Source organism: Streptomyces sp. SAJ15 (assembly GCF_007595705.1).
GTDB lineage: Bacteria > Actinomycetota > Actinomycetes > Streptomycetales > Streptomycetaceae > Streptomyces.
The window spans coordinates 655,477-680,958 of sequence record NZ_NISY01000002.1; the positions used below are offsets into that span (position 1 = coordinate 655,477).

General features: G+C 73.0%; 23 protein-coding genes and 2 pseudogenes. 17 read left to right on the top strand and 8 right to left on the bottom strand.

Annotated features, from left to right (window positions below):
* Positions 1 to 33: 33 nt before the first annotated feature.
* Entirely contained in the window at positions 34 to 894 is an 861-nt protein-coding gene (locus tag CD790_RS08225) for a 3-hydroxybutyryl-CoA dehydrogenase (protein ID WP_144382372.1), read from the bottom strand.
* 241 nt (positions 895 to 1,135) lie between these two features.
* Here CD790_RS08225 and CD790_RS08230 point away from each other — a divergent pair, with 241 nt between their 5' ends.
* Positions 1,136 to 2,434, top strand: a complete 1,299-nt coding sequence (locus CD790_RS08230; RefSeq protein WP_144382373.1) for a glycoside hydrolase family 10 protein — start codon at positions 1,136 to 1,138, stop codon at positions 2,432 to 2,434.
* Positions 2,435 to 2,486: 52 nt separating this feature from the next.
* Here CD790_RS08230 and CD790_RS08235 read toward each other — a convergent pair whose 3' ends face one another.
* Complete coding sequence (locus CD790_RS08235) at positions 2,487 to 2,687, bottom strand: DUF1918 domain-containing protein (protein ID WP_144382374.1); 201 nt, start codon at positions 2,685 to 2,687, stop codon at positions 2,487 to 2,489.
* A 110-nt stretch (positions 2,688 to 2,797) separates the two neighbouring features.
* Positions 2,798 to 3,883, bottom strand: coding sequence for a DMT family transporter (locus CD790_RS08240; RefSeq protein WP_144382375.1), 1,086 nt, complete (start codon positions 3,881 to 3,883; stop codon positions 2,798 to 2,800).
* On the opposite strand from CD790_RS08240, the gene CD790_RS08245 reads away from it, so the two are divergent.
* Both CD790_RS08245 and CD790_RS08250 read left to right on the top strand, forming a co-directional pair.
* Positions 3,882 to 5,324, top strand: coding sequence for a PLP-dependent aminotransferase family protein (locus CD790_RS08245; protein WP_144382376.1), 1,443 nt, complete (start codon positions 3,882 to 3,884; stop codon positions 5,322 to 5,324). The genes CD790_RS08240 and CD790_RS08245 overlap by 2 nt on opposite strands.
* A gap of 197 nt (positions 5,325 to 5,521) precedes the next feature.
* Positions 5,522 to 5,950 carry a GNAT family N-acetyltransferase gene (locus CD790_RS08250; RefSeq protein ID WP_144382377.1) on the top strand — a complete coding sequence of 143 codons (429 nt, stop codon included), beginning with the start codon at positions 5,522 to 5,524 and terminating at the stop codon, positions 5,948 to 5,950.
* A 61-nt stretch (positions 5,951 to 6,011) separates the two neighbouring features.
* Here the strand turns inward: CD790_RS08250 and CD790_RS08255 are convergent, their stop codons facing one another.
* From CD790_RS08255 to CD790_RS08270, 4 genes are all read right to left on the bottom strand, one after another.
* On the bottom strand, positions 6,012 to 6,905 hold the full coding sequence (locus CD790_RS08255) for an aldo/keto reductase (protein ID WP_260867413.1): 894 nt from the start codon (positions 6,903 to 6,905) through the stop codon (positions 6,012 to 6,014).
* A 12-nt stretch (positions 6,906 to 6,917) separates the two neighbouring features.
* Positions 6,918 to 8,141 carry a beta-ketoacyl synthase gene (locus tag CD790_RS08260; protein ID WP_144382378.1) on the bottom strand — a complete coding sequence of 408 codons (1,224 nt, stop codon included), beginning with the start codon at positions 8,139 to 8,141 and terminating at the stop codon, positions 6,918 to 6,920.
* 190 nt (positions 8,142 to 8,331) lie between these two features.
* Positions 8,332 to 9,462, bottom strand: coding sequence for a class I SAM-dependent methyltransferase (locus tag CD790_RS08265; protein ID WP_144382379.1), 1,131 nt, complete (start codon positions 9,460 to 9,462; stop codon positions 8,332 to 8,334).
* 608 nt (positions 9,463 to 10,070) lie between these two features.
* Positions 10,071 to 10,727 (bottom strand): TetR/AcrR family transcriptional regulator, encoded by a 657-nt coding sequence (locus tag CD790_RS08270; RefSeq protein ID WP_144382380.1) that lies wholly within the window; start codon positions 10,725 to 10,727, stop codon positions 10,071 to 10,073.
* A 120-nt stretch (positions 10,728 to 10,847) separates the two neighbouring features.
* Between CD790_RS08270 and CD790_RS08275 the strand changes: the two genes are divergently transcribed.
* Together CD790_RS08275 and CD790_RS08280 are read left to right on the top strand one after the other, a co-directional pair.
* The gene (locus tag CD790_RS08275; RefSeq protein ID WP_144382381.1) at positions 10,848 to 11,672 is read left to right on the top strand and encodes a class I SAM-dependent methyltransferase; all 825 of its coding nucleotides are present in this window, start codon (positions 10,848 to 10,850) and stop codon (positions 11,670 to 11,672) included.
* Positions 11,673 to 11,962: 290 nt separating this feature from the next.
* A complete protein-coding gene (locus CD790_RS08280; protein WP_144382382.1) occupies positions 11,963 to 12,646 on the top strand; it encodes a DUF899 family protein in 684 nt (227 codons plus the stop codon).
* Between the two features lie 141 nt (positions 12,647 to 12,787).
* On the opposite strand, the pseudogene CD790_RS08285 reads toward CD790_RS08280, so the two are convergent.
* A pseudogene (locus tag CD790_RS08285) lies at positions 12,788 to 12,892 on the bottom strand (RNA polymerase subunit sigma-24); the annotation flags it as partial.
* Between the two features lie 3 nt (positions 12,893 to 12,895).
* Here CD790_RS08285 and CD790_RS08290 point away from each other — a divergent pair.
* The 12 genes and pseudogenes from CD790_RS08290 to CD790_RS08345 all read left to right on the top strand — a co-directional run.
* Positions 12,896 to 13,036 (top strand): annotated as a pseudogene (locus CD790_RS08290) (carboxymuconolactone decarboxylase family protein); the annotation flags it as partial.
* Positions 13,037 to 13,391: 355 nt separating this feature from the next.
* Complete coding sequence (locus tag CD790_RS08295) at positions 13,392 to 14,333, top strand: hypothetical protein (protein WP_144382383.1); 942 nt, start codon at positions 13,392 to 13,394, stop codon at positions 14,331 to 14,333.
* A 146-nt stretch (positions 14,334 to 14,479) separates the two neighbouring features.
* Complete coding sequence (gene argC / locus CD790_RS08300; protein ID WP_144382384.1) at positions 14,480 to 15,508, top strand: N-acetyl-gamma-glutamyl-phosphate reductase; 1,029 nt, start codon at positions 14,480 to 14,482, stop codon at positions 15,506 to 15,508.
* Positions 15,505 to 16,659, top strand: a complete 1,155-nt coding sequence (argJ, locus tag CD790_RS08305) for a bifunctional glutamate N-acetyltransferase/amino-acid acetyltransferase ArgJ (protein ID WP_144382385.1) — start codon at positions 15,505 to 15,507, stop codon at positions 16,657 to 16,659. Before argC ends, argJ begins: the two co-directional genes overlap by 4 nt.
* Complete coding sequence (gene argB, locus CD790_RS08310; RefSeq protein ID WP_144382386.1) at positions 16,656 to 17,555, top strand: acetylglutamate kinase; 900 nt, start codon at positions 16,656 to 16,658, stop codon at positions 17,553 to 17,555. Before argJ ends, argB begins: the two co-directional genes overlap by 4 nt.
* On the top strand, positions 17,552 to 18,772 hold the full coding sequence (locus CD790_RS08315) for an acetylornithine transaminase (protein WP_144382387.1): 1,221 nt from the start codon (positions 17,552 to 17,554) through the stop codon (positions 18,770 to 18,772). The genes argB and CD790_RS08315 overlap by 4 nt, the downstream gene beginning before the upstream one ends.
* Positions 18,773 to 18,779: 7 nt before the next feature.
* Entirely contained in the window at positions 18,780 to 19,370 is a 591-nt protein-coding gene (locus CD790_RS08320) for an arginine repressor (protein ID WP_144382388.1), read from the top strand.
* A gap of 81 nt (positions 19,371 to 19,451) precedes the next feature.
* Entirely contained in the window at positions 19,452 to 20,192 is a 741-nt protein-coding gene (locus CD790_RS08325; protein ID WP_144382389.1) for a hypothetical protein, read from the top strand.
* 137 nt (positions 20,193 to 20,329) lie between these two features.
* On the top strand, positions 20,330 to 21,526 hold the full coding sequence (locus CD790_RS08330; protein ID WP_144382390.1) for an argininosuccinate synthase: 1,197 nt from the start codon (positions 20,330 to 20,332) through the stop codon (positions 21,524 to 21,526).
* Positions 21,523 to 22,950 carry an argininosuccinate lyase gene (argH, locus tag CD790_RS08335; protein WP_144382391.1) on the top strand — a complete coding sequence of 476 codons (1,428 nt, stop codon included), beginning with the start codon at positions 21,523 to 21,525 and terminating at the stop codon, positions 22,948 to 22,950. The genes CD790_RS08330 and argH overlap by 4 nt, the downstream gene beginning before the upstream one ends.
* 304 nt (positions 22,951 to 23,254) lie before the next feature.
* Positions 23,255 to 23,800 (top strand): TetR/AcrR family transcriptional regulator, encoded by a 546-nt coding sequence (locus CD790_RS08340; protein ID WP_222108228.1) that lies wholly within the window; start codon positions 23,255 to 23,257, stop codon positions 23,798 to 23,800.
* Between the two features lie 2 nt (positions 23,801 to 23,802).
* The gene (locus CD790_RS08345; protein ID WP_144382393.1) at positions 23,803 to 25,344 is read left to right on the top strand and encodes an MFS transporter; all 1,542 of its coding nucleotides are present in this window, start codon (positions 23,803 to 23,805) and stop codon (positions 25,342 to 25,344) included.
* The last annotated feature ends 138 nt before the right edge of the window (positions 25,345 to 25,482 follow it).

Below are 25,482 nucleotides of genomic sequence, written 5' to 3' on the forward strand. Positions count from 1 at the left end.
GTCAGGACGTCGGCACGGACCCGCGGGCGGGGCTCAGCCGTACGGGTAGAAGCCGGAGCCCGACTTGCGGCCCAGTCGGCCCGCGTCGACCATGCGCTGGAGCAGCGGGGGAGCGGCGTACAGGGGCTCCTTGAACTCCGTGTACATCGAGTCGGCGATGGCCGCCACGGTGTCCAGGCCGATGAGGTCCGCGAGCTTGAGCGGGCCCATGGGGTGGGCGCAGCCCATCTCCATGCCGTTGTCGATGTCCTCGCGGCTGGCGATGCCGGACTCGAACATCCGGATCGCGGAGAGCAGATAGGGGATGAGCAGCGCGTTGACGACGAAGCCCGAGCGGTCCTGGGCGCGGATCGGGTGCTTGCCCAGCAGGTCCTGCACCAGCGCCTCGGAGCGCTTGATGGTCTCCTCGCTGGTGGTCAGCGCCGGGATCAGCTCGACGAGCTTCTGCACCGGGGCCGGGTTGAAGAAGTGGACGCCGATGACCTGGTCGGGCCGGGAGGTGGCGACCGCCAGCTTGACCAGCGGCACCGAGGAGGTGTTCGAGGCCAGGATGGCGTCCGGGCGGGTCACCACCTGGTCCAGGATCTGAAAGATCTCCGTCTTGACCTGCTCGTTCTCCACCACGGCCTCGATGACCAGATCACGGTCGGCGAACTCGCCGAGGTCGGTGGTGAAGGTGAGCCGGTCGAGCGCGGAGTCCCGCTCCTCCGGAGTGATCTTGCCGCGTTCGGCGGCCTTGCCCAGGGAGTTGGTCAGGCGGGTGCGCCCCAGCTCCAGTGCTTCGCCGGTGGTCTCGGCGACCTTGACGTCCAGGCCGGAGCGGGCACACACCTCGGCGATGCCCGCGCCCATCTGGCCGCAGCCCACCACGCCAACGCGTGCCACGTCTGCCACAGTGTCCGTCACATCGTGCCTTTCGCTGATCTACGGGCCGGCGGGGCCCCCGTACGATTCCGGCGCCCGCCTCGGGGCAGACGTTACTCCGTCGTAGTGGCCGGGGGGCCGTCCGGGGGCCCGGGACCCGTATGGAGGATTGCCGCACGCCGGCGCACGCCGCATCATCGGCGAGACGCACAGGGACCGTGACACCACATGACGCGCGAGCGATGACGCGACGCACGATCAGGGAGCGATCATGGGACAGATCACTCGTCGGAGCCTGACCGCGGCGGCGGCCGGCGCGGTGACCGCCGCCGCCGTGCCGGCGCGGGCGGCGGCGTGCGAGCGGGCGAAGGAGGCGGCGCGGGACCCGCGGCCGGTGGCCCACGACGCGGGGGCGGGGTGCCGGGCCAAGCGGCGGTTCCGCGGGATGTGGCTGGCCACCGTCGCCAACCGTGACTGGCCCTCCCGACCCGGCCTGCCCGCCGCGCGGCAGCGCGAGGAACTGCTGGCGTTCCTCGACACGGCGGCGGAGCGGCGTCTGAACGCGGTGGTGTTCCAGGTCAGACCGACCGCGGACGCGCTCTGGCCGTCGTCGTACGAGCCCTGGGCGGAGTATCTGACCGGGGTGCAGGGCAAGGACCCGGGCTGGGACCCGCTGGGCACCGCCGTCCGCGAGGCGCACCGGCGCGGCCTGGAACTGCACGCCTGGTTCAACCCGTACCGGATCGCCAACCACGCCGACCCGGCGCGGCTCTCCCCGCGGCACCCCGCCCGCACGCACCCCGACTGGGTGGTCCCGTACGGCGGGAAGCTCTACTACAACCCCGGGCTGCCGCGGGTCCGGCGCTTCGTCCAGGACGCGATGCTGGACGCGGTGGCGCGCTATGACATCGACGCCGTGCACTGGGACGACTACTTCTACCCGTACCCGGTGGCGGGCCGGCACTTCGACGACGACGCGGCGTACGAGCGCTACGGCGGCGACTTCCCCGACCGGGCGGCGTGGCGGCGCGACAACACCGACCGGCTGGTGCGGGAGATGGCGGAGCGGATCAAGAAGCTCAAGAAGGAGGTGCGGTTCGGCATCAGCCCGTTCGCCGTATGGCGCAACAAGGCGACCGACCCGCGCGGATCCGACACCCGGGCCGGGGTGCAGACCTATGACGACCTCTACGCCGACACCCGGAAGTGGGTGTTCGAGGAGTGGATCGACTACATCGTCCCGCAGGTCTACTGGCACCTCGGCTTCGAGGCGGCCGACTACGCCAAGCTGGTGCCCTGGTGGTCCGAGGTCGTCCGGGACACCGACGTGCACCTCTACATCGGCGAGGCCCTCTACAAGGCCGGCGCCGCCGGGCAGCCGGCTCCCTGGCAGGATCCCGCCGAGCTGTCCCGCCATCTCACCTTCGACCGGGACTTCCCCGAGGTGCTCGGGAACGTCTTCTTCTCCGCCAAGGAGGTGGTCGAGGACCGGATCGGGGCGATGGCGCGCGTGGTCCGGGACCACTACCCGAATCGGGTGCGGCCGCCGCGTGACAAGGCGGCCGCGTGATCGGCGCGGCCTGACGGAGCGTAACGGCGGGGCCTCGGCCCCGCCGGAACGATCAGATGCGGTCCGAAGGCTTCCGGTGGTCCACCACGCTGTCCGGCCCCGGAGACATGATCGTCTCGTGGCCGTTCTCCGCACGGACACGGTACGGGGGATTCCCGTCCTGGCCGAGCACCTCGACGATCTCGACGACGTGGTCGTGCTTGCCGACCACCCTGCCGTGCACCACCAGTCGGTCGCCCTTGCTCGCATGCATCGCCTTGACCTCCTGTCCGGATTCCCCGGAGGGGACTGCGGTCCGTGGCCGTAAGTTTACAGCCCGTGGTCTTGTCCGGGTCCCCCTCGACGGCGCGATCAGCTCGCTTCTCAGGTTACTCGCGCCCGTTGGGTCACGCCGATGCACACGAGTACGGCGACCGCGGCCAGGGGGGCCGCCGGAGTGAGGTGTTCGCCCAGAAGGAGGACCGACCAGACGAGCGTCAGCAGCGGCTGGGCGAGTTGGAGCTGGCTGGCCCGAGCCACCCCGATCGCCGCCATCCCGCGGTACCAGGCGACCATGCCGAGGAACTGCGAGGCCGTCGCCACCCACAGCAGCCCGGTGACCGACCGCGCCGTCAGCTCCACCGGCTCGTGCGCCAGCGCCAGCGCCGCGCCCGTGGCGGACAGCGGCAGACAGCCGACCAGCGCCCAGCCGATCACCTGCCAGCCCGGCATGTGCCGGGCCAGCCGGCCGCCTTCGGAGTAACCGACCGCGCAGGTCAGCAGGGCCCCGAAGAGGTAGAGATCGCCCGTCGTCGGCCGGCCGCCGCTCTGCCGCACGGCGAAGGCCGCGACCACCACCGCGCCCGCCAGGGCCGCCAGCCAGAAGGCCCGCGAGGGACGGGCCCCGGTGCGCACGGCCGAGAACGCCGCCGTGGTGAGCGGCAGCAGGCCCACGACCACCGCGGCGTGGGAGGTGCTGGAGGTCCGCAGCGCCAGGGTGGTCAACAGCGGGAAGCCCACGACGACCCCGCCCACGACGGCGAGCAGGCCGGGCCAGTGGCGGCGGGCGGGCAGAGGCACCCGCAGCACCAGCAGCGCGCCGGCCGCGATCACCCCCGCCAGCGTCATCCGGGTGGCGGTGACGGACCAGGGGCCAAGGCCCTCCAGGGCCCAGGCGGTGGCGGGGAAGGTGAGCGAGAAGACGGCCACCGCGAGCGCCGCGAGCCAGGTGCCGACGGCGCCGGAGCGGCGGGCGTCGCGCGGAGCCCCGTCGCGGTCGCCCCGCCGTGCGCTGGAGGCCGCGGTGTCGGTGCCGGACCGGGGCGCCCCGTCCATGGGGGGAGTCGACGGGGCGGCCGCTTCGCGCGGGGGGAGGGGCGGGGCCGAGGCCGCGGACGCCTCGGTCACCGGGCCGCTCGGGCGCCCCACCGTTATCGTCCTGCGGGGAGTAGCGCTATCTTCTGGTCTCATGCATGAGCGTAGCAGCGTGGCCGAACTGGCAGGCATCCTGAGGGGAGAGCTGAACCGTTACTCTCACGGTGAGAAACTGCCGTCGAGTCGGGCCCTCGTCGAGCGTTTCCGAGTGAGCCCGGTGACGGTCACCCGCGCGCTGGGCGCCCTCGCGGCCGAGGGGCTGATCGTCACCCGGCCCGGAGCCGGTTCCTTCCGGGCGGCACCGCCCCCGACCGGGAACCGCCCCACCGGGGACACCTCCTGGCAGGAGGTGGCACTGAGCGCCGAGACGGCGGACGAACCGGTACCGCGCTCGGTCGACGCCTCCGCGGTGCTGGCCACGCTCGCCGCCCCGCCGCCCGGCGTCATCGAGCTCAACGGCGGCTACCTGCACCCCTCCCTCCAACCGGAGCGCGCACTGGCCGCCGCGCTCGCCCGGGCCGGCCGCCGACCCGGCGCCTGGGGGCGCCCGCCCGTCGAGGGGCTCGGCGAGCTGCGCGCCTGGTTCGCACGGGAGATCGGCGGGCCGGCCGGCACCGTCGCCGCCTCCGATGTGCTGATCACCTCCGGTGGGCAGAACGCGCTGACCGCCGCCCTGCGGGCGCTCGCTCCGCCCGGGGCGCCCATCCTGGTGGAGTCCCCCACCTACCCCGGCCTGCTCGCCGCCGCCCGCGCCGCCGGGCTGCGCCCGGTGCCGGTGCCGGCCGACACCGCCGGCGTACGCACCGACCTGCTCGCCCAGGCGTTCCGGGCCAGCGGCGCGCGCGTCTTCGTGTGCCAGCCGCTCTTCGCCAACCCGCACGGCGCGGTGCTCTCTCCCGAGCGGCGCGCCGAGGTGCTGCGGGTGGCCCGGGAGGCCGGGGCCTTCGTCATCGAGGACGACTTCGCGCGCCGCCTGGCGCACGAGGACGCGGGCCCGCTGCCCGCCGCCCTCGCCGCCGACGACCCCGACGGCGTGGTGATCCACGTCTGCTCGCTCACCAAGGCCGCCTCCCCCAGCCTGCGGGTGGGCGCGCTCGCCGCCCGCGGCCCCGTCCTGCAGCGGCTGCGCGCGATCCAGGTCGTCGACCAGTTCTTCGTCTCCCGGCCGCTCCAGGAGGCCGCCCTCGAACTCGTCGGCTCGCCCGCCTGGGCCCGGCACCTGCGCACCATCGCCGCCGAACTGCGCACCCGCCGGGAGACGTTGCTCACCGCGGTACGGCGGGAGCTGCCGGAGCCGGCCGAGGTGCGCCACGCCCCCGCCGGCGGCTACCACGTGTGGCTGCGGCTGCCGGACGGCACCGACGAGGCCGCGCTGACCGCCACCGCGCTCCGCGCGGGCGTCGCGGTCGCCCCCGGCCGGCCGTACTTCCCCGCCGAACCCCCCGCCCCCCACCTGCGACTCAGCTTCGCCTCGGCCGCCGGCCCGACCGAACTCGTCGAGGGCGTCCGCAGGTTGCGCACGGCCTGGGGCGGTTGAGCCAGGCGTCGCCCCGCCCCCGGTCGTCCCCGAGCGGCCGCGACGTACAGCCGGCCCAGGGGGCCGGGCATGGCCGACCACCCTGGCGGACAGGTCGTCTCCGGTGCGCCGACGCCGACGCCGACGTCGATTCCGGCCCGGTGGCCGGTCGGCGATATCGCGTCGCGGCCGGCGTGGGCGACTGATAGGAACGGGCCATGATCGACGGATACGAGCTCTCCACCGACCCCGCCCGTCTCGACCGGGCCCGCATCCACCACTGGCTGTCCACCGGGGCGCCCTGGGCCCTGGGGCGCTCCCGCGAGACACAGGACCGTGCGATCGACGGCTCCCTCAACTTCGGCGCGTACGAGAGGACTTCCGGCGCCCAGGTCGGCTACGCCCGGGTCGTCACCGACCACACCACCTTCGCCTGGCTCTGCGACGTGTACGTCGACCCCGACGCGCGCGGCAAGGGGCTGGCCACCGCCCTGGCCACCGCGGTCCGCGACCACCTGGCGCCGCTGGGGCTGCGTCGGATGCTGCTCGCCACGGATGACGCGCACGGCGTCTACGCGAAGGTGGGCTTCCAGCCGCTCGAAGACTCGGGGTACTGGATGAATCTCTCCTTCCCGCCGCGCCCCTAGCCCGAACCGGGGCCTACCCGCGGCCCTACCGCGGCACCGGGGCCGGTCCCGGACCGGCACCTCACCGCCGGCCGAGCGACTCCATGTCGCCCGCGTCGAGGGCGAGGGACCCGGCCGCCATGTTCTCCTCAAGGTGGGCCGGCGAGCTCGTGCCCGGGATCTGCACGATCGACGGCGAGCGCGCCAACCCCCAGGCGATGGCCACCTGGTGCTCCGTGGCGCCGTGCCGGGCGGCGACCCGGCGCAGCGCGGCCCCGGCGAGCGGGGTGTGGCCGCCGCCGAGCGCGAAGAAGGGCATGTACGCGATCCCGGCGTCCGCGCACGCGTCGACCAGCGGGGCGTCCTCCTGGTCGAGCACCCCGAAGCGGTTCTGCACCGCCGCGACCGGCGCGATCGCACGCGCCTCGGCGAACTGCTCGTACGTGACGTTGCTGACGCCCAGGTGCCGTATCAGCCCCTCCTCGCGCAGCCGCGCGAGCGCGGCGAAGCGGTCCCCGACCGGGGCGCCGCCCCGCGCCGCGAGGCGCCCCACCCGCAGATACACCAGGTCGAGCACGTCCACCCCGAGCTCGCGCAGATTCCGCTCCACCTCCGGACGCAGCTGGTCGGGCGCCGCCTCGGCGTACATCTCACCGCTCGGGGTGCGCAGCGGGCCGACCTTGGTGGCGATGGTGACGTCCGCGCGATACGGGTGGAGCGCCTCACGCAGGATGAGGTTGGCGCGCTCGGCACGGCAGAAGTAGAAGGCCGCGGTGTCGATGTGAAGCGCGCCCAGCTCGACCGCGCGGCGCGCGACCGCCACCGACGTGGCATGGTCGACCGGAGGCCCGTCCCAGTGCCCCGGCAGCTGCATCGCGCCGAAGCCCAGGCGTGGGACGGTGAGCGTGCCGCCCGGTTCGGCGCCCCCCGGGGCATCCGTACCACCCGGGTCGACGGTGTGCGCGGAGGAGTGCACGGGACCTCCAGTTCAGGGAGCGGGGGTGAACACCAGCGAGGCATTGTGCCCCCCGAAGCCGAAGGAGTTCGCCAGCGCCGCCGCGATCCGGCCGCGCCGGGGCCCGCCGGCGACGACGTCCAACTCCACCCGCGGGTCCAGGGAGTCGAGGTTCCGGGTCGCGGGCACGACGCCGTCGCGGACCGCGAGCAGCGCGGCGATCGCGCCGATCGCCCCCGCCGCCCCGAAGAGATGACCGGTCATCGACTTGGTCGCGGTGACGGCCGGGTGCGTGCCGACGGCCTCCGCGACCGACCGGGCCTCGGTGAGATCGCCCAGGGGCGTGGATGTCGCATGGGCGTGCACATGCTCGATCGCCCGCGGGGGCAACCCCGCCGAGGACAGGGCGAGTCGCATCGCCCGGACCTGCCCCTCGGGGTGCGCGGCGGTGATGTGGTGGGCGTCCGAGGTGACGCCGGCGCCGGCCAGCGTCGCATGGGCGCGGGCCGCGCGGGCGGCCGCGAACCCCGCGCGCTCCAGCACGACCACGGCCGCGCCCTCGCCGATGACGAACCCGTCGCGCTCGACGTCGAAGGGGCGGGACGCCCGGTCGGGCGCGTCATTGCGCGTCGAGTGCGCCTTGGCCTGCGCGAACCCCGCCAACGGCAATGGGTGGATACAGGCTTCGGTGCCGCCCGCCACGACCACGTCGGCCCGGCCCAGGCGGATCAGATCCAGCCCCGTCGCGATCGCCTCGGCCCCGGAGGCGCAGGCGCTGACCGGGGTGTGCGCGCCGCCACGGGCCCCGAGGTCGATGCTGACCCAGGCCGCGGGACCGTTGGCCATCAGCATCGGGACCGTGTGGGGAGAGACCTTGCGCACCCCGGAGGTCTCCAGGATGTCGTCCTGGCCCAGCAGCGTCAGCGCGCCCCCGGTGCCGGTGCCGATCACCACGGCCAGCCGTTCGGGTTCGACGTCCGGCGCGCCCGCGTCCGCCCACGCCTCCCGCGCGGCGACGAGCGCTATCTGCTCGCACCGGTCCATGCGACGGGCCCGCACCCGGTCCAGGACCGTGGTCGGCTCCACCGCGAGCCGGCCCGCGATCCGCACCGGCAGATCCGCCGCCCACTCCTCCTCGATCGCGCCGATCCCGGACCGACCCTCCACCATCGCCGACCAGGTCGAGGCGACGTCCCCGCCGAGCGGAGTGGTGGCCCCCAGGCCGGTCACCAGCACGTTGTCGGTCTCAGTGCTCACCGCACAAGCTCCTTTGTCGTAAAGATACAACTCCCCGCGCGGATGGCCGTGCGAGGAATCAGCCTTGACCCTCACTCTGCCAGCGGGTTGACGGTTGATCAGGTGCGGTGGTCCACGGAGAGCGGTGATCGGGATTTGTAGGAGTTCATCGTTTCGTCCTGCCGTCGAGAGGGGTAAGCGGGCGCTTTGGTCAGGCGGGGGAGAGGCGCCACAGCGAGGTGACCTCCGCGGCGCGCGCGGCGTGCAGCGGGTCGGCGGCGTCCCGCGCCCGGGGATGGCGCGGCCGGGTGTCGTGGCGCCCGACCACCCGCAGGCCCGCCGCCGCGACGGCCGCGAGCAGTTCGTCGCGCGTCCTCAGCCCGAGGCGCTCGGCCAGGTCCGACAGGACGAGCCAGCCCTCGCCGCCCGGTTCGAGGCGGTCGGCGAGCCCGGCCAGGAAGGAGTGGAGCATGCGGCCGTCCGGGTCGTAGACGCCCTGCTCGACCGCGGAGGTCGGTCGGGCGGGAAGCCAGGGCGGGTTGCACACGACGAGGTCCGCGCGGCCCTCCGGGAAGAGCTCGGGTCCCGTCGCCTCGACGCGCCCGGTCAGACCCAGGCGGTCGATGTTCTCGCGGGCGCAGGCCACGGCGCGCGCGTTGACGTCGGTGCCGATGACGCGATCGACTCCCCGGCGGGCCAGCACCGCGGCGAGCACCCCGGTCCCCGTGCCCAGGTCGAACGCGGTACGGGCACCGCCGCGCCCGGTCGGCCAGGGCAGCGGGGCCCGCGCCACCAGATCGACGTACTCGCCCCTGACCGGCGAGAACACCCCGTAGTGCGGATGGACCCGCGCGCCGAGGGCGGGGACGGGGACGCCCTTGAGGCGCCAGTGGTGCGCCCCGATCACGCCGAGGAGCTCCCGGAACGCGATGGCCACGGCGCCGCGCGGCGGGCCGTACGCCTCCGCGCACGCCCGGCGGACGTCGGGCGCCCGGCGCAGCGCCAGCACGTGGTCGTCCTCCAGTACCAGCAGGACCCGACCCAGCACCCGGGCCCGGTGGCCACGAGCCCGGCGGTGCAGCCGGAAGGAGTCGGCCGGGTCGTCGCCGACCTGGGGCGACTTCCGGTCGAGGCGACGGCCGAGCGCCTCCAACAGCCGTCGGCCGCCGTGATAGTCGCCGCGCCACAGCAGCGCGGTGCCCTCGCAGGCCAGTCGGTAGGCGGTGTCGGCCCGCGTCCGGTCGTCGGCGACGACGACCCGCCGGGGGGCCGGGGCGCCGCTCTCGGAGTGCCAGCGGGCGGAGTGGGTGGTGTGGGCCTCGGCCCAGTGGATCGTGGACATGGTCGTACTCCTCGGGAACGGATGTGCGGGGGCACGAAGAGCACTTCGACGAGGAGCGGGCCGATCGCGGTGCCGCGCGCGGACGAGCGACCGCGTGGCGGCGGCCGACGGCGCCGACCGCGCGAGGCCGCACGGGCTCGACCGCGCGAGGCCGCACGGCGCCGACCGCGCGGGGCGGCGACCGGGGCGACCGTGCGGGGCCGACCGCGTGGGGCGGCGGACCGGGGCGACCGCGCGGGGCCGACCGGGTGGGGCGGCGGACCGGGGCGACCGTGCGAAGCCGACCGCACGGGGCGGCGGACCGGGGCGACCGTGCGAGCTGACGGACCGTGACGTGCGGGCCGGGCGCGGCTCGGACCCAGGCGTCCTGTCGCGCGGGCGCGGGACTACGCGTGGCGCAGTCGTACGCGCGGGGCGCGGGACTTACGCGCGGGCGCAGTGGTACGCGCGGGCGTCAGCCAGGCAGGCAGGGGCTACCGCTCCCGCGTCGAAGCGCGGGAGGAGGTGTCAGCCGAGAACCATGCCGAGCGTCATGAACAGCCCCTTCGGAAGAGTCGGTTGACGAGGCTCGCACAGTCCGGCCTCGGAGGCAAACCCCACGTGGAGTATCAGCCACGCCGGGTACCAGCCGCCCCGCCGTCCGCGTCGGGTGCCGGCTCGGAAGGCACCGGGGTCGGGGCGGGCGCCGCTTGGGCGATGACCGTGCCCACGACCCGCTGGACGGCTTCGGTCTCCGGCGGGGTGCCCGTCCGGTCGGCGAACAGCAGGTGTCCGGCTCCGATCAGCGTGGGGGCGAGGGCGTCGACGTCCGCGTCGGGCGCGAGGCGGCCCCGCTCGCGCTCGGCGGTCAGATACGAGGCGATCATGGCCGTGGCCTCGGCCAGGACCGGGACGCCGGCCGGTCGGGCCTGGCGCAGCCGGGTGCGCAGCTCGTCCCGGGAGGTGACGAGGCCGACGATGGCCACGGCGACCGACGCGAACAGGTCCGTCAGCGCGCCGGTGAGGTTGCCGGCGACGGTGCCGGTCCCGGCGGACGCGCGGAGGACGGCGGCCTGCTGGTCGATCCGGGCGACGCGGTCCAGCACGAGCTCGGCCAGGAAGGCGTCGAAGTCGGCGAAGTGCCGGTGCAGGACCCCCTTGGCGCAGCCCGCCTCCGTGGTGACCGCCCGGCTGGTCAGCGCGCTCGGCCCGTCCCGGAGCAGGACGCGCTCGGCGGCGTCGAACAACTGCTGGCGTACGTCGCGGAGAGCCACCCCTGTCGGCATGCCACGCATCCTTCCCTGTTTCGGCGGCCCGCCGTCGACGCTTCGACGGATCCGTCCGTCGTCCGGCCCCGCAGACGAGCCCTCTTGACGAGTGGGCAAGTGCCCACTCATAGTGGGCACATGCCCACTTTACCGCCGGAGCGCGCGCCGATGCCCGCGCGCGAGCCTCATCGACACCGAGGGGCCGCCGAGTCGTTCGGTGTGGACCCCGAGCGCTACGACCGAGCCCGACCCCGCTATCCCGACGCCCTGGTGGCGGCGATCGTCGCCGCGGCCCCCGGTCCGGACGTCCTCGACGTCGGCGTCGGGACCGGCATCGCGGCCCGGCAGTTCCGCGCGGCCGGCTGTCGCGTGCTGGGCGTCGACGTCGACGCGCGGATGGCGGGCTTCGCCCGCGGCGGCGGGATCGAGGCCGAGGTGGCGACCTTCGAGTCCTGGGACCCGGCCGGCCGGACCTTCGACGCGGTCGTCGCCGGACAGACCTGGCACTGGATCGACCCGCTCGCGGGAGCGGTCAAGGCGGCCGAGGTGCTGCGACCCGGCGGCCGGCTGGCCGCCTTTTGGAACGTGTTCCAGCCCTCGCCCGAGGCGGCGGACGCTTTCTCCGAGGTCTACCGCCGCGTCCTGCCCGACGCGCCGCGCAACCCCTGGGACGGGTCCGCCCTCGACGGCTACGCGCCGCTGTTCGACGGCGCGGCGGACGGCATGCGGCAGGCGGGCGCCTTCGGCGAGCCGGAGCGGTGGCGGTTCGACTGGGAACGCGCCTACACCCGGGACGAGTGGCTGGACCAGCTGCGGACCGGAGGCGACGTCGGCCGCCTCCCGCCGGCCGCGCTGGAGGAGCTGCTGACGGGCGTCGGGGCCGCGATCGACGCGATGGGCGGCGCCTTCACCCTCCGGTACGCCGCGGTGGTGGTCACCGCGGCGCGTGCCGACGCCGCCTGACCAGGCAGGACGGCCCCGTCCGCGGCGGGCACCCGTCCGCGGCGGGCGGGGGCGTGGCCGGGAGTGGGCCGAGGGCGGTCGGCGCACCGGGGCGCGGCCGGGAGCGGGCCGTGGGCGGTCGGCGCACCGTGGGCCACACATGACGCACACGGCGCGCCGCCCGCGGTCGTCGTCCGGCCTGGCGGTGCCGCCGCCTCGCGAGCCCTCGGGCCGACGCCGACAATGGTGACGAGAGCCGGACAGGGGGGCGACAGACGACGACTACGCCGGTCATCCCCCGGGAGGTAGCGATGCGTCAAACCAATCTCACGGGGGAGTCGGCCGAATATCTCAGCGCCCGCGAGGAGTTGCGGCAGGGCGAGATCGAGCTGATGCGCCATCGCGAGCGCGTCGCCGAGCTGCGCCGCCGACTGCCGCTGGGCCCCGTCGTCGACGACTACGCGTTCGAGGAAGGCCCCGCCGACCTGCGGGCCGGGGACGAGCCGGTGACGACCGTCCGACTGAGCGAGCTGTTCACCCGCCCCGGACGCGAGCTGGTCGTCTACCACTTCATGTACGGCAAGCGGCAGACCCAGCCGTGTCCCATGTGCACCATGTGGATCGACGGGTTCAACGGAATCGCCCACCACGTCACGCGCAACGTCGACTTCGTGGTCGTCGCCGCGGCCGACCTCCCCGCCCTCCGCACGTACGCGCGAAGTCGGCACTGGACCAACCTGCGCCTGCTCAGCGCCGGGGCCGGCACCTTCAAACGCGACCTCGGCAGCGAAGACGCCGAGGGCAACCAGGACTCGACGGTGTCGGTGTTCGCCCGCGACGGCGACGGCGCGACACGCCACTTCTACTCGGTGCACCCCCGTATGGCCGACGACATCGACGAGCGCGGCATCGACCTGCTCAGCCCGGTGTGGCACCTCCTCGATCTCACCCGCCAGGGCCGGGACGACTGGTACCCCGCGGTCAGCTACGAGTGAGGGGGCGTGACGCACGACGGGTGACGCGGGGACGCGCCACCGGATGCCGACGCGGCGGACGGTGACGCCGGTCGTGATCGTCACCGCGTTGATCGGCATCGCGTGATCGTTACCGCGTGACCGTTTCCGCGGGGTTTGGGCTCAGCCGCGCAGCACGGTCTGCCGCCGCATGTGGGACAGCTTCCCGGGATTCCGCACGGCGTAGAGCCCGGTGACGAGGCCGTCGTCGACGTGCACCGCCACGACCAGGTGCGTAAGCACTACGACGACCAGATCGCCGTGCTGGTCTGCCTGGTCGGCCTGATCAACGCGGCCAACCGGCTCGCCGTGATCGTGCACCAGCGGGGAGGCACCTACGAGCCCGGCTTGTTCGCCGCCGCGCTCGACTGATCGGCGGACGCGTCCGGCCCGGCCCGGGATCCTCGAATCCGGGCCGGGCCCGTCCGTCCGGGCCGGGTCGGCCGTCTGCAGTAACCCGATCACGGAGCGGTTGCCGCCCGTCGTCGGGCGTCACCTAATGGATCACGCCTGATCACTCCACCTGGCGCGGGCCGGGACGAAAGCGGCTGCGCACCCTGACACGCTGAGGTGACACATGCGTCCGTTTCGGAGAAGTGGGCGAGGACCGCGAACCCCTGTGGCAGGGCCGCCCGCCCCGTCGGGCGCCCTGGAGGCGATCAGGCGGATCGCCTCGTATCCCCTCCGGGGTCCGTCCCGAAGACGGCTCACGAGCCTCGCTCTCCTGGTGCTCGGCGCCGCGACGCCGCTCGCGGCCGCCCCCGCGCCGGCGACCGCCGACCCGGCTGACGCCCGAGTGGTCTGCCGGTCCAGCAGTCCCGCGGCGGGAACGACGGCGGACCGCGTCACCGAGGCGCAGCAGGCCGGCTTCACCGTCCTGCACACCTACGACAAGTCGTTCGCCACCGAGGTCGGCAACGCCGTACGCGTCGGCAAGGACAAGCTGCTTCCCCTCCTGCCGCGGGGCTACGAGTTCCGTCCCGCGTCGGAGCTCGGGCTGGGCGGCGCTGACGACGGGATCGTGGCGATCACGAACTTCTGCGGTGAGAACCCCCGGATCGACGGCGAACCCCCGAGGCGGGCGACCTACGCGGAGATCCGGGTGTCCATCCTCGTGAGGGAACCGGCGGCTGCCTCCTCGGCCGGCCTGAACATCCCGGGAGCCCTCCACTTCTACGTGCTCGCCGCCTACACCAACGACCCTCGGTACGCCGCCACCCTGCGGGAGGCGGACACGCCGGTCGACATCGTGCGAAAGATCACCTACGACCACCGGATGAACGACGCCGGGGTGGGCGATCTCGCCGTGCGGGTTCCCGCCAAGCGCTCTCCCTTCTACTCGTCGAACACGGGATTCGGCTACCAACCGGCCGGCGTCCTGAACTCGATCTTCTGGCACGCCGGCAGGCGGGGCACGACGGCGCTGCATTTCCTGAACGATCCCGCCGAGCAGGGTCAGGCGCTGAGCTTGGTGTACACGAAGCCCGGAACCCCGCTGAACCGGCTGCTCGCCGGAGGCGGACTCGGGCCGGGTCCGACGGATCCGGCCACCGGCTTCGAGAGCGTGTCCACTCCCTCGCTCAACCTTCGCTACGCGGAGGGCAGTCGCGGACGCCTGCTTCTGCTCAGGAAGTCGTGCGGCTCCGGGGCGACGTGCGCGGAGCGGTGACGCGATCCGCCCCGAAGGGGTGAGGGGCCCGCCCACCGGCGGGCCCTTCGGCGGCTCACCGAGTGGATCACCGAGTGGATCACCGAAGCGGTCATTGCATAAAACTGCCACCCACCGTATAGTCATGCCATCGAGAAGGAGGCGTGATGGCGATACGCGTGGCGGTGGCGGGCGCGAGCGGGTATGCGGGGGGCGAGCTCCTGCGTCTGCTGCTCGCGCACCCCGAGGTGGAGATCGGTGCCCTCACCGGCAACTCCAACGCGGGGCAGCGCCTCGGCGGCCTGCAACCGCATCTGTTGCCGCTGGCCGACCGGGTGCTGCAGCCGACGGACGCGGCCGTGCTCGCCGGGCACGACGTCATCTTCCTCGCGCTGCCCCATGGGCAGTCCGCCGCCGTCGCCGAGACCCTCGGAGACGCCGCGCTGATCGTGGACTGCGGCGCGGACTTCCGGCTTCGGGACGCCGCCGCCTGGGAGCGTTTCTACGGCTCGACGCACGCCGGGACCTGGCCGTACGGGCTGCCCGAGCTGCCCGGGGGCCGTGCCGCGCTGCGCGGGACCCGACGGATCGCGGTTCCCGGCTGCTACCCGACCGCCGTCTCGCTGGCGCTCTTCCCGGCCTACGAGGCGGGGCTGGTCGAACCCGAGGCGGTGATCGTCGCGGCGTCCGGGACCTCGGGCGCGGGCAAGGCGCCCAAGCCCCATCTGCTGGGCAGCGAGGTGATGGGCGCCATGAGCCCCTACGGGGTGGGTGGCGGTCACCGACACACCCCGGAGATGATCCAGAACCTGTCGTCGGCCGCGGGGGAGCCGGTGCGGGTCTCCTTCACCCCGACCCTCGCGCCGATGCCCCGCGGCATCCTCGCCACCTGCAGCGCCACGGCCAGGCCCGGCGCCACCGCGGAGGCCGTACGCGCCGCCTATGAGAAGGCGTTCGGCGACGAGCCCTTCGTCCACCTGCTGCCGGAGGGGCAGTGGCCCTCCACCGCCGCCGTGTGCGGCTCCAACGCCGCGCTGGTCCAGGTCGCCCTCGACGAGGCGGCCGGCCGGGTGATCGCCATCAGCGCCATCGACAACCTCACCAAGGGCACCGCGGGTGGCGCGGTGCAGAGCATGAACATCGCCCTCGGCCTCCCCGAGGAGCTGGGACTTTCCACGATCGGAGTCGCCCCATGAGCGTCACGGCAGCCAAGGGCTTCACGGCCTCCGGCGTTGCGGCCGGCATCAAGCAGAACGGCAAGCCGGACCTGGCCCTGGTGGTCAACAGCGGACCCCGTCTGGCCGCCGCGGGCGTGTTCACCTCCAACCGTGTGAAGGCCGCCCCCGTCCTCTGGTCCGAGCAGGTCCTCAAGGGCGGCGCGGTGAGCGCCGTGGTCCTCAACTCCGGCGGGGCCAACGCCTGCACCGGCCCCCAGGGCTTCCAGGACACCCACGCCACCGCGGAGAAGGTGGCCGAGGTGCTGGGACAGAGCGCCGGCGAGGTCGCCGTCGCCTCCACCGGTCTGATCGGCGTGCTGCTCCCGATGGACAAGCTGCTCCCCGGCGTGGAGAAGGCCGCCGCCGAGCTGACCGCCCACGGCGGTGAGAGGGCCGCCATCGCCATCAAGACCACCGACACCGTGCACAAGACCGCGGTGGTGCAGTCCCCCGAGGGCTGGACCGTCGGCGGCATGGCCAAGGGCGCCGGCATGCTCGCCCCGGGCCTGGCCACCATGCTGGTGGTCCTCACCACCGACGCCGACCTCGACGCCCCGACCCTGGACACCGCGCTGCGCGCCGCCACCCGCACCACCTTCGACCGGGCCGACTCCGACGGCTGCATGTCCACCAACGACACGGTCCTGCTGCTCGCCTCCGGTGCCTCCGAACTGACGCCCGCCTACGAGGACTTCGCCGAGGCCGTCCGCACCGTCTGCGACGACCTTGCGCGGCAGCTCATCGGCGACGCCGAGGGAGCCTCGAAGGACATCCGGATCGAGGTGATCAACGCCGCCACGGAGGACGACGCCGTCGAGGTCGGCCGCTCGATCGCCCGCAACAACCTCCTCAAGTGCGCCATCCACGGCGAGGACCCCAACTGGGGCCGGGTGCTGTCCGCCATCGGCACCACCTCCGCCGCCTTCGAGCCCGACCGGCTCAACGTCGCCATCAACGACGTCTGGGTCTGCAAGAACGGCTCGGTCGGCGAGGACCGCGACCTGGTCGACATGCGCTACCGCGAGGTGAAGATCACCGCCGACCTCGCGGCGGGCGACGCCTCCGCCGTCATCTGGACCAACGACCTCACCGCCGACTACGTCCACGAGAACAGCGCCTACTCCTCATGAGCACCCGTAAACACACCGCCCTCCCCAAGGCCCGCACGCTCATCGAGGCGCTGCCCTGGCTGACCCGCCACCACGGCAAGACCATCGTCATCAAGTTCGGTGGCAACGCCATGGTCGACGAGGAGCTGAAGGCCGCCTTCGCCCAGGACGTGGTCTTCCTGCGCCACGCCGGACTGCGGCCCGTCGTCGTCCACGGCGGCGGCCCGCAGATCAGTGCCCAGCTCGACCGGCTCGGCCTGGAGTCGGAGTTCAAGGCCGGGCTGCGGGTCACCACTCCCGAGGCCATGGACGTCGTGCGCATGGTGCTGGCCGGACAGGTCCAGCGCGAGCTGGTCGGGCTGCTCAACCAGCACGGCCCGCTCGCCGTCGGTCTGACCGGCGAGGACGCCCACACCATGAGCGCCACCAAGCGGTACGCGGAGATCGACGGGGAGCGGGTGGACATCGGCCGGGTCGGCGAGGTCGCCGCCATCGACACCGGCGCCATCCGGGCCCTGCTGGACGACGGCCGCATACCGGTGGTGTCCTCGATCGCCCGCAGCGTCGACGACGGCCATGTCTACAACGTCAACGCCGACACCGCCGCCGCCGCGCTGGCCGCCGCCCTGGACGCCGAGACGCTGATGGTTCTCACCGACGTCGAGGGGCTCTACGCGGACTGGCCGCACAGTGACGACGTCATCAGCCAGCTCACCGCGAGCCGACTGGAGGAGCTCCTGCCCGACCTGTCGAGCGGCATGGTCCCCAAGATGGAAGGGTGCCTGTACGCCGTGCGCAACGGGGTGCGGACCGCTCGGGTGATCGACGGACGGGTACCGCACTCCATCCTGCTGGAGATCTTCACGGACGAGGGCATCGGCACCATGGTCGTGCCCGACGAGGGGGCCACACCATGAGCAACGAGCAGCTCACCCAGCGCTGGCAGAGCGCGCTGATGGACAACTACGGCACGCCCCGGCTGCCCCTCACCCGTGGCGAGGGCGCCCGGGTGTGGGACGCCGAGGGCCGCGTGTACCTGGACTTCGTCGGGGGCATCGCGGTCAACGCCCTGGGCCACGCCCACCCCGCCGTCGTCCGCGCCGTCTCGGAGCAGATCGCCACTCTCGGACACGTCTCCAACCTCCACATCGCCGAGCCGACGGTCGCGGTCGCCGAGCGCCTCCTGCAGCTGGCCGGCCGCCCCGGCCGGGTCTACTTCGGCAACTCCGGAGCCGAGGCCGTCGAAGCCGCCATCAAGATCGGTCGGCGCACCGGCCGGACCCACATGGTGGCCACCACCGGCGGCTTCCACGGCCGCACCATGGGCGCGCTGGCCCTCACCGGCCAGCCCGCCAAGCAGGGGCCCTTCCTGCCTCTGGTCGGCGAGGTCACCCATGTGCCCTACGGCGACGCGGAGGCGTTGCGGGCCGCCGTCACCACCGAGACCGCGATCGTCGTGATCGAGCCGATCCAGGGCGAGAACGGCGTGATCGTGCCGCCCCCCGGCTATCTGGCCGCCGCCCGCGAGATCACCCGGGCCACCGGCACCCTGCTGGTCCTCGACGAGATCCAGACGGGGATCGGCCGTACGGGGCACTGGTTCGCACACCAGGCGCAGGGGGTCGAGCCCGATGTGGTCACCCTCGCCAAGGGGTTGGGCGGCGGGCTGCCCATCGGTGCCACCCTCGCCTTCGGGGCCGCCGCCGAGCTGCTGACGCCCGGTCAGCACGGCTCCACCTTCGGCGGCAACCCCGTGGCCTGCGCCGCCGCTCTCGCCGTGCTCGACACCCTCGCCGCCGACGGCGCCCTCGACCACGTCAAGCGGGTCGGGGAGCGGCTGCGCGCGGGAATCGAGGCGTTCGGCCACCCGCTGGTCGCCCATGTCCGTGGCTCCGGCCTTCTCCTGGGTATCGTGCTCACAGAGCCCCTCGCACAGCGCGTGCAGCAGGCGGCTCAGGACGCGGGACTCCTGGTGAACGCGGTCGCGCCGGACGTGCTCCGGTTGGCCCCGCCGCTCGTCGTCGGCGACGACGTCGTGGACGCGTTCCTCGGGGCGCTCCCCGCCGTCCTGGACGCCGCGCGCGACGCCGTCGACGACGGTGGCACACACGGGGAACGACGATCCGGAGACTGACGAGACGATGCACGAGGCGCAGCAGAACGAGCTAGGGAACGGCGCGGAAGAGGACAGCGCGGCCCGGGACATGGCGGCGGCGCAGTCCATCGGGCAGGCCGTGCCGCAGACCCGGACCGCCCGCCACCGCCGGATCGTGGACATCCTCAACCGGCAGCCGGTCCGCTCCCAGAGTCAGCTCGCGAAGCTGCTCTCCGACGACGGGCTGAGCGTCACTCAGGCGACGCTCTCCCGCGACCTGGACGAGCTCGGCGCGGTCAAGATCCGCAACACCGGCGGTGAGCTGATCTACGCCGTGCCGAGCGAGGGCGGCTTCCGCACGCCGCAGGCGCCGCTGGGAGAGTCCGCCAAGGAGGAGCGCATGCGGCGCCTGTCCGGCGAGCTCCTGATCTCCGCCGAGGCGTCCGCCAACCTCGTGGTGCTGCGGACGCCGCCGGGCGCCGCCCAGTTCCTCGCCTCCGCCATCGACCAGGCCGAGCTGCACGACATCCTCGGCACCATCGCGGGCGACGACACCCTGCTCCTCATCAGCCGCGACCCGGCCGGCGGCCAGGCCCTCGCCGACCACCTGCTGCGGCTGGCCCAGAAGGCGCGCTAGCGGAGCACACCCGCGCCGTGCCCCCGGCCGCGCGGCGAAATCCGCTTTCGGCACCGAAGTCGCACTGCCTACGCTGCCCGCATGTCGATCGACTCGCACGCCGCCGTGGCCGCGTCCCCCATAGACCCCGACCTCGCCGCCCTGGCCGAGCGGAGCTGGGACGACAGCACGCACCGTGAGGCGCTCGCCGAGCTCGTGCAGCGCGGCTGGACCCCCTGCGGAGTGGGCGACTGGGCGGTGGCGGTGCGTTCCCCCAGCGGGCACCTGGTGGCCCGGATCTGCCCCTTCGACCCGGCGTACGCGGCCTTCCTGGAACTGTGCCGCCGCTGCGCGGGCAACCCGTACCTGCCGCGCGTCGCACTCGAGGCCGCCCTCGACGGCGGGGGCACGCTCACGGTGCTGGAGTACCTACCGCCGCTGGAGGCCGAGAAGGCCGCCGAGATCGCCGAACGCTGGCGCGCCGTCGGCGCCGCCGCCGCCCAGGGTGAGCCGGGCGACCCGGAGCTCGCGGCCGTGTACCGGGTCGCGGCCGAGGTGGACGAGGAGTTCCGGTCCCGCGTCCCGTGGTGGTACGGATTCGACCTGAACGCCGGCAACGTCCGGCGCGCGCTCGACGGTCGCGTGGTCCTGGTCGACGTCTTCTGTCTGGACGGGGAGAAGCTGTACGGCCAGGTGCTGGCCGACGCGGCAGAGGTGCGGCGACGGATCCCCGAGCACCGGATCCGACACCTCCTGGAGATCCCCTACATCGCCCGGGAGAGCAGCCCCGAGGAGATCGCCGCCCTGCGCCGGGCCTGGACGGCACCCGGGCACGACGGCTGATCCGCGCGCCGGAAGCGCGGTTTCCACCGAACGGCTCGCCGACGTCGGGAGCGCGTTGACGAACCATACGGCTGAGTGCATACTTATACCCATCACCGCATGAACAGTCGCAGTGCAGGGATCGTAAGGAGAAACCCGTGACCGAGCGCGTCGTACTCGCCTACTCGGGCGGACTGGACACCTCCGTCGCCATCGGCTGGATCGCCGAGGAGACCGGCGCCGAGGTCATCGCCGTGGCCGTGGACGTCGGCCAGGGGGGCGAGGACCTGGACGTCATCCGCAAGCGCGCGCTCGCCTGCGGGGCCGTCGAGGCCGAGGTCGCGGACGCCAAGGACGAGTTCGCCGACGAGTACTGCCTCCCGGCGATCAAGGCCAACGCCCTCTACATGGACCGCTATCCGCTGGTCTCCGCGCTGTCGCGGCCGACGATCGTCAAGCACCTGGTCGCCGCCGCCAAGAAGCACGGCGCCTCGATCGTCGCCCATGGCTGCACCGGCAAGGGGAACGACCAGGTGCGGTTCGAGGCCGGGATCTCCTCCCTCGCCCCCGACCTGCGCTGCATCGCCCCCGTGCGGGACTACGCGATGACCCGTGACAAGGCCATCGCCTTCTGTGAGGCCAAGAACCTCCCGATCGCCACCACCAAGAAGTCCCCGTACTCCATCGACCAGAACGTCTTCGGTCGTGCCGTCGAGACCGGCTTCCTGGAGGACATCTGGAACGCGCCGATCGAGGACATCTACGAGTACACCGAGAACCCGGCGGTGGCCCGCGAGGCCGACGAGGTGGTCATCACCTTCCGGGAGGGTGTCCCGGTCGCCATCGACGGCAAGCCCGTCACCGTGCTCCAGGCCATCCAGCAGCTCAACCAGCGGGCCGGCGCCCAGGGCATCGGCCGGATCGACATGGTCGAGGACCGGCTGGTCGGCATCAAGTCCCGGGAGGTCTACGAGGCCCCCGGCGCCATCGCCCTGATCACCGCCCACCAGGAGCTGGAGAGCGTCACGGTCGAGCGCGAGCTGGCCCGCTACAAGCGGCAGGTCGAGCAGCGCTGGGGCGAGCTGGTCTACGACGGCCTGTGGTTCTCCCCGCTCAAGCGGGCCCTGGACGGCTTCATCAACGAGGCCAACCAGCATGTCACCGGCGACATCCGGATGACCCTGCACGGCGGCCGGGCCGTCGTCACCGGCCGTAAGTCGGACGCCTCGCTGTATGACTTCAACCTGGCGACCTACGACACCGGTGACACCTTCGACCAGTCGCTTTCCAAGGGCTTCATCGAGATCTTCGGCATGTCGAGCAAGATCGCTGCGAAGCGGGACCTCTCCTCGTGAGCAGCGAGAACCAGGACGTAAGGCTGTGGGGCGGCCGGTTCGCGGACGGACCGGCCGAGGCCCTCGCCAAGCTCTCCGCCTCGGTCCACTTCGACTGGCGGCTGGCCCCGTATGACATCGCGGGCTCCCGCGCACATGCGCGGGTGCTCCACGCGGCGGGCCTGCTCACCGCCGACGAGCTGGAGCGCATGCTCGCCGGGCTCGACCGGTTGGAGGCCGATGTCGCCTCGGGCGCCTTCGTGGGCACCGTGGCCGACGAGGATGTGCACACCGCCCTGGAGCGTGGGCTGCTGGAGCGGCTCGGCCCGGAGCTGGGGGGCAAGCTGCGTGCCGGACGCTCCCGGAACGACCAGGTGGCGACGCTCTTCCGGATGTATCTGCGGGACCACGCCCGGATCATCGGTGGGCTGATCGCCGACCTCCAGGAGGCGCTGATCGGCCTGGCCGAGGCCCACCCGGACACCGCGATGCCCGGCCGCACCCATCTCCAGCACGCCCAGCCCGTGCTCTTCGCGCACCATGTGCTGGCCCACGTCCAGGCGTTGTCCCGGGACGCGGAGCGGCTGCGCCAGTGGGACGAGCGCACGGCGGTCTCGCCCTATGGCTCGGGTGCGCTGGCGGGCTCCTCGCTCGGCCTCGACCCGGAGGCCGTGGCGCGTGACCTGGGCTTCGAGCACGGCTCGGCGGCCAACTCCATCGACGGCACCGCGGCGCGTGACTTCGTCGCCGAGTTCGCCTTCATCACCGCCATGATCGGCGTCGATCTCTCCCGGATCGCCGAGGAGGTGATCATCTGGAACACCAAGGAGTTCTCCTTTGTGACCCTGCACGACGCCTTCTCCACCGGTTCGTCGATCATGCCGCAGAAGAAGAACCCGGACATCGCCGAGCTGGCGCGCGGCAAGTCCGGCCGGCTGATCGGCAACCTCACCGGGCTGCTGGCCACCCTCAAGGCGCTGCCCCTGGCGTACAACCGGGATCTCCAGGAGGACAAGGAGCCGGTCTTCGACTCCTGTGACCAACTGGAGGTGCTGCTCCCGGCGTTCACCGGAATGATGGCCACCCTGACCGTCCACCGTGAGCGCATGGAGGAGCTGGCCCCCGCCGGTTTCTCGCTCGCCACGGACATCGCCGAGTGGCTGGTGAAGCAGGGGGTGCCCTTCCGTGTGGCCCATGAGGTCGCAGGGGAGTGCGTCAAGGAGTGTGAGGCCCAGGGCATCGAGCTCCATGAGCTGACGGACCAGCAGTTCGCCAAGATCTCGCCCCACCTCACCCCCGAGGTTCGTACGGTCCTCAATGTTCCGGGTGCGCTCGCCGCCCGCAGCGGACGCGGCGGCACGGCCCCCTCGGCGGTCGCCGTGCAGCTCGCCGAGGTGCGGGCGGACCTGGCCGCACAGCGGGAGTGGGCGAACGCCAAGCGCTAGCCGCCGGCCTTCTCGGGGCTCCCTCGGTTCCCCGGGGGGTGGCCCAGGGGCTCCCCGGGGAACCGAGGGAAGGGGCGGTTCCCCCAGCACCCGCTGGGGGAACCGCCTTTTCCGACTCTCACCCACTCGGCACGCTGAGTCTCTATATTCATACGGTGCGTCATATTGCAGAGGCCGGATCTCGCCACGGGCGGGCTCCGGCCTCTGTGTATGCCTGCCGGCGATCGGGGTGGTGTGGCCTCAAGATCGAGATATCGGCGTCGCGCGTGAGACGTCAATGTCTCATGTGGGCTATGGTTGTCTCATGAGTGTTGACCGTGCGCAGGTGCTGCGCGAAGCCGCCGCCCTGCTCACCCGCAAGGCCACGGCGTCCATGGACGAGATCGCCAAGGCGGCGGGCATCAGTCGGGCCACCCTGCACCGGCATTTCGCCGGGCGGGACGCCCTGATGCGCGCCCTGGAGCAGCTCGGCATCGAGCAGCTCGAAGCCGCCCTGGACGAGGCCCGCGTCGAGGAGGGGGACGCGGACGAGGCGCTGCGTCGGCTGATCGCCGCCACCCGCCCGGTCTCCGGCTTCGTCGCCTTCCTCTACACGGAGAACCAGCTCTTCGAGGGCGAGGAGATCAATGAGGGCTGGGAGCGCATCGACACCCGCGTCGCGGCGCTCTTCCGGCGCGGACAGCAGGAGGGGCACTTCCGGATCGATATGACCCCGGGCTGGCTGACCGAGGCGCTCTACGGCCTGATCGCGGCAGCCGCCTGGTCGGTCCAGGACGGCCGGGTCGCCGCCAAGGACATGAACTACATGGTCGTCGAGCTGCTGCTCGGCGGAGTGCGACGGAGTACCTGACGATGAGCCAGAACGTGCTGGCAGCGAAGCGGACGGCGATCGAACCGCGGCCGGGCCGATGGTTGGCGCTGTCCGTCCTGGTGCTGGCGGTGCTGCTGGTCGCCGTCGACGCGACCGTGCTGGGTCTGGCCACCCCCTTCCTCAGCGAGGATCTGCGCCCGTCCAGCACCCAGCTGCTGTGGATCGGCGATGTCTACTCCTTCGTCATCGCCGGCCTGCTGGTCTCCATGGGTAGCCTCGGGGACCGCATCGGCCGTAAGAAGCTGCTGCTGTGCGGCTCGGTCGCCTTCGGTGCCGTCTCGGCGCTGAACGCGTACGCCACCAGCCCCGAGATGATGATCGTCGCGCGGGCGCTGCTGGGCGTGGCCGGTGCGACCCTGATGCCGGCCACCCTGGCGCTCATCCGCAACCTGTTCCACGACCCCCGCGAGCGCAGCCTCGCGATCGGCATCTGGGGCGCGACCGCTTCGGCGGGCGCGGCCGTCGGTCCGGTGGTCGGCGGCTTTCTGCTGGAGCACTTCTGGTGGGGGTCGGTCTTCCTGATCAACCTGCCGGTGATGGCCGTTCTGGTGCTGGTCGGCATACGGACGCTGCCCGAGTCGCGCGACCCGGACCCGGGCCCCTGGGACCTGCTCAGCGTGGCCCTGTCCCTGATCGGTGTGGTCGGCGTGGTCTACGCGGTCAAGGAGACCGCGGCCCACGGCGTCCACCTCGACGCCGCCACCGCCGGCGCCGTCGGCGCGCTGGCCCTGATGGGGTTCGTGCGGCGGCAGCTTCGGCTTCCCCGGCCGCTGCTGGACATGCGGCTCTTCCAGCACCGTGGGTTCTCCGGGGCGGTCCTCGCCGATCTGCTCACCGTCCTCGGCCTGTCGGGGCTGGTCTTCTTCCTGTCGCAGTTCTTCCAGCTGGTGCAGGGGCGGGAGCCGCTGGAGGCCGGGTTGGCGGAGCTGCCGGCGGCTGTCGGCGCGGTCCTGGCGGGGCTGGTCGCCGGCCTCGTCGCCCGCCGCTACTCGGTGCGGGCGGTGGTCTCCGGCGGTCTGGCGATGGTCGGCTGCGCGCTGGCCGCGCTCACCCTGCTGCACACCGACACCGGATATCCGCTGCTCGGTGGGGCGCTGCTGGCGGTCGGCGTCGGGGCGGGCTTCTCCTTCACCGTCACCGCCGATGTGATCCTCTCCAGCGTGCCCAAGGAGCGGGCCGGTTCGGCCTCGGCGGTGTCGGAGACGGCGTACGAGCTGGGTGCGGCGCTGGGCATCGCGGTGCTCGGCTCCATCGTCACCGGGGTCTACCGCGACTTCGCGGTGCCCGCCGAGGCGAGCGGGGCGACGACCGCCGAGGCGCGCGAATCGCTCGGTGGCGCGGTCGAGGCGGCGGAGACCCTGCCGCCGGGCACCGGGGCCCGGCTTCTCGGCGCGGCGCAGGAGGCGTTCGTCGACGGGCTGCGGATCGCGGCCGGCGTCGGCGCGGCGGTGCTGCTGGCCACCGCGGTGGCGGCCTGGTTCCTGCTGCGCGGCCAGAGGCTGGCGGACGTCGCGCAGGAGTAGCCGGCGCCGTCGGTTCGGGGTCCGAGTGGTGGCCGTACGGGCTCAGCGGAGTGGACGGGGAGTGCGGGCAAAAGGGGCGTGGTTGCCGTAACCGGTGGTAAGTGATGCGTGCAACATTGACCCACCTTTAACGCGCGC

Bases quoted from the DNA above. Each gene is read 5' to 3' on its own strand.
- CD790_RS08270 (WP_144382380.1), bottom strand. From the start codon at position 10,727: ATGCCGACAGGGGTGGCTCTCCGCGACGTACGCCAGCAGTTGTTCGAC.
- argC (WP_144382384.1), top strand. From the start codon at position 14,480: ATGGCGATACGCGTGGCGGTGGCGGGCGCGAGCGGGTATGCGGGGGGC.
- CD790_RS08230 (WP_144382373.1), top strand. From the start codon at position 1,136: ATGGGACAGATCACTCGTCGGAGCCTGACCGCGGCGGCGGCCGGCGCG.
- CD790_RS08320 (WP_144382388.1), top strand. From the start codon at position 18,780: ATGCACGAGGCGCAGCAGAACGAGCTAGGGAACGGCGCGGAAGAGGAC.
- CD790_RS08240 (WP_144382375.1), bottom strand. From the start codon at position 3,883: ATGAGACCAGAAGATAGCGCTACTCCCCGCAGGACGATAACGGTGGGG.
- CD790_RS08250 (WP_144382377.1), top strand. From the start codon at position 5,522: ATGATCGACGGATACGAGCTCTCCACCGACCCCGCCCGTCTCGACCGG.
- argJ (WP_144382385.1), top strand. From the start codon at position 15,505: ATGAGCGTCACGGCAGCCAAGGGCTTCACGGCCTCCGGCGTTGCGGCC.
- CD790_RS08340 (WP_222108228.1), top strand. From the start codon at position 23,255: ATGAGTGTTGACCGTGCGCAGGTGCTGCGCGAAGCCGCCGCCCTGCTC.
- argB (WP_144382386.1), top strand. From the start codon at position 16,656: ATGAGCACCCGTAAACACACCGCCCTCCCCAAGGCCCGCACGCTCATC.
- CD790_RS08280 (WP_144382382.1), top strand. From the start codon at position 11,963: ATGCGTCAAACCAATCTCACGGGGGAGTCGGCCGAATATCTCAGCGCC.
- CD790_RS08315 (WP_144382387.1), top strand. From the start codon at position 17,552: ATGAGCAACGAGCAGCTCACCCAGCGCTGGCAGAGCGCGCTGATGGAC.
- CD790_RS08235 (WP_144382374.1), bottom strand. From the start codon at position 2,687: ATGCATGCGAGCAAGGGCGACCGACTGGTGGTGCACGGCAGGGTGGTC.
- CD790_RS08275 (WP_144382381.1), top strand. From the start codon at position 10,848: ATGCCCACTTTACCGCCGGAGCGCGCGCCGATGCCCGCGCGCGAGCCT.
- CD790_RS08325 (WP_144382389.1), top strand. From the start codon at position 19,452: ATGTCGATCGACTCGCACGCCGCCGTGGCCGCGTCCCCCATAGACCCC.
- CD790_RS08345 (WP_144382393.1), top strand. From the start codon at position 23,803: ATGAGCCAGAACGTGCTGGCAGCGAAGCGGACGGCGATCGAACCGCGG.
- CD790_RS08265 (WP_144382379.1), bottom strand. From the start codon at position 9,462: ATGTCCACGATCCACTGGGCCGAGGCCCACACCACCCACTCCGCCCGC.
- CD790_RS08245 (WP_144382376.1), top strand. From the start codon at position 3,882: ATGCATGAGCGTAGCAGCGTGGCCGAACTGGCAGGCATCCTGAGGGGA.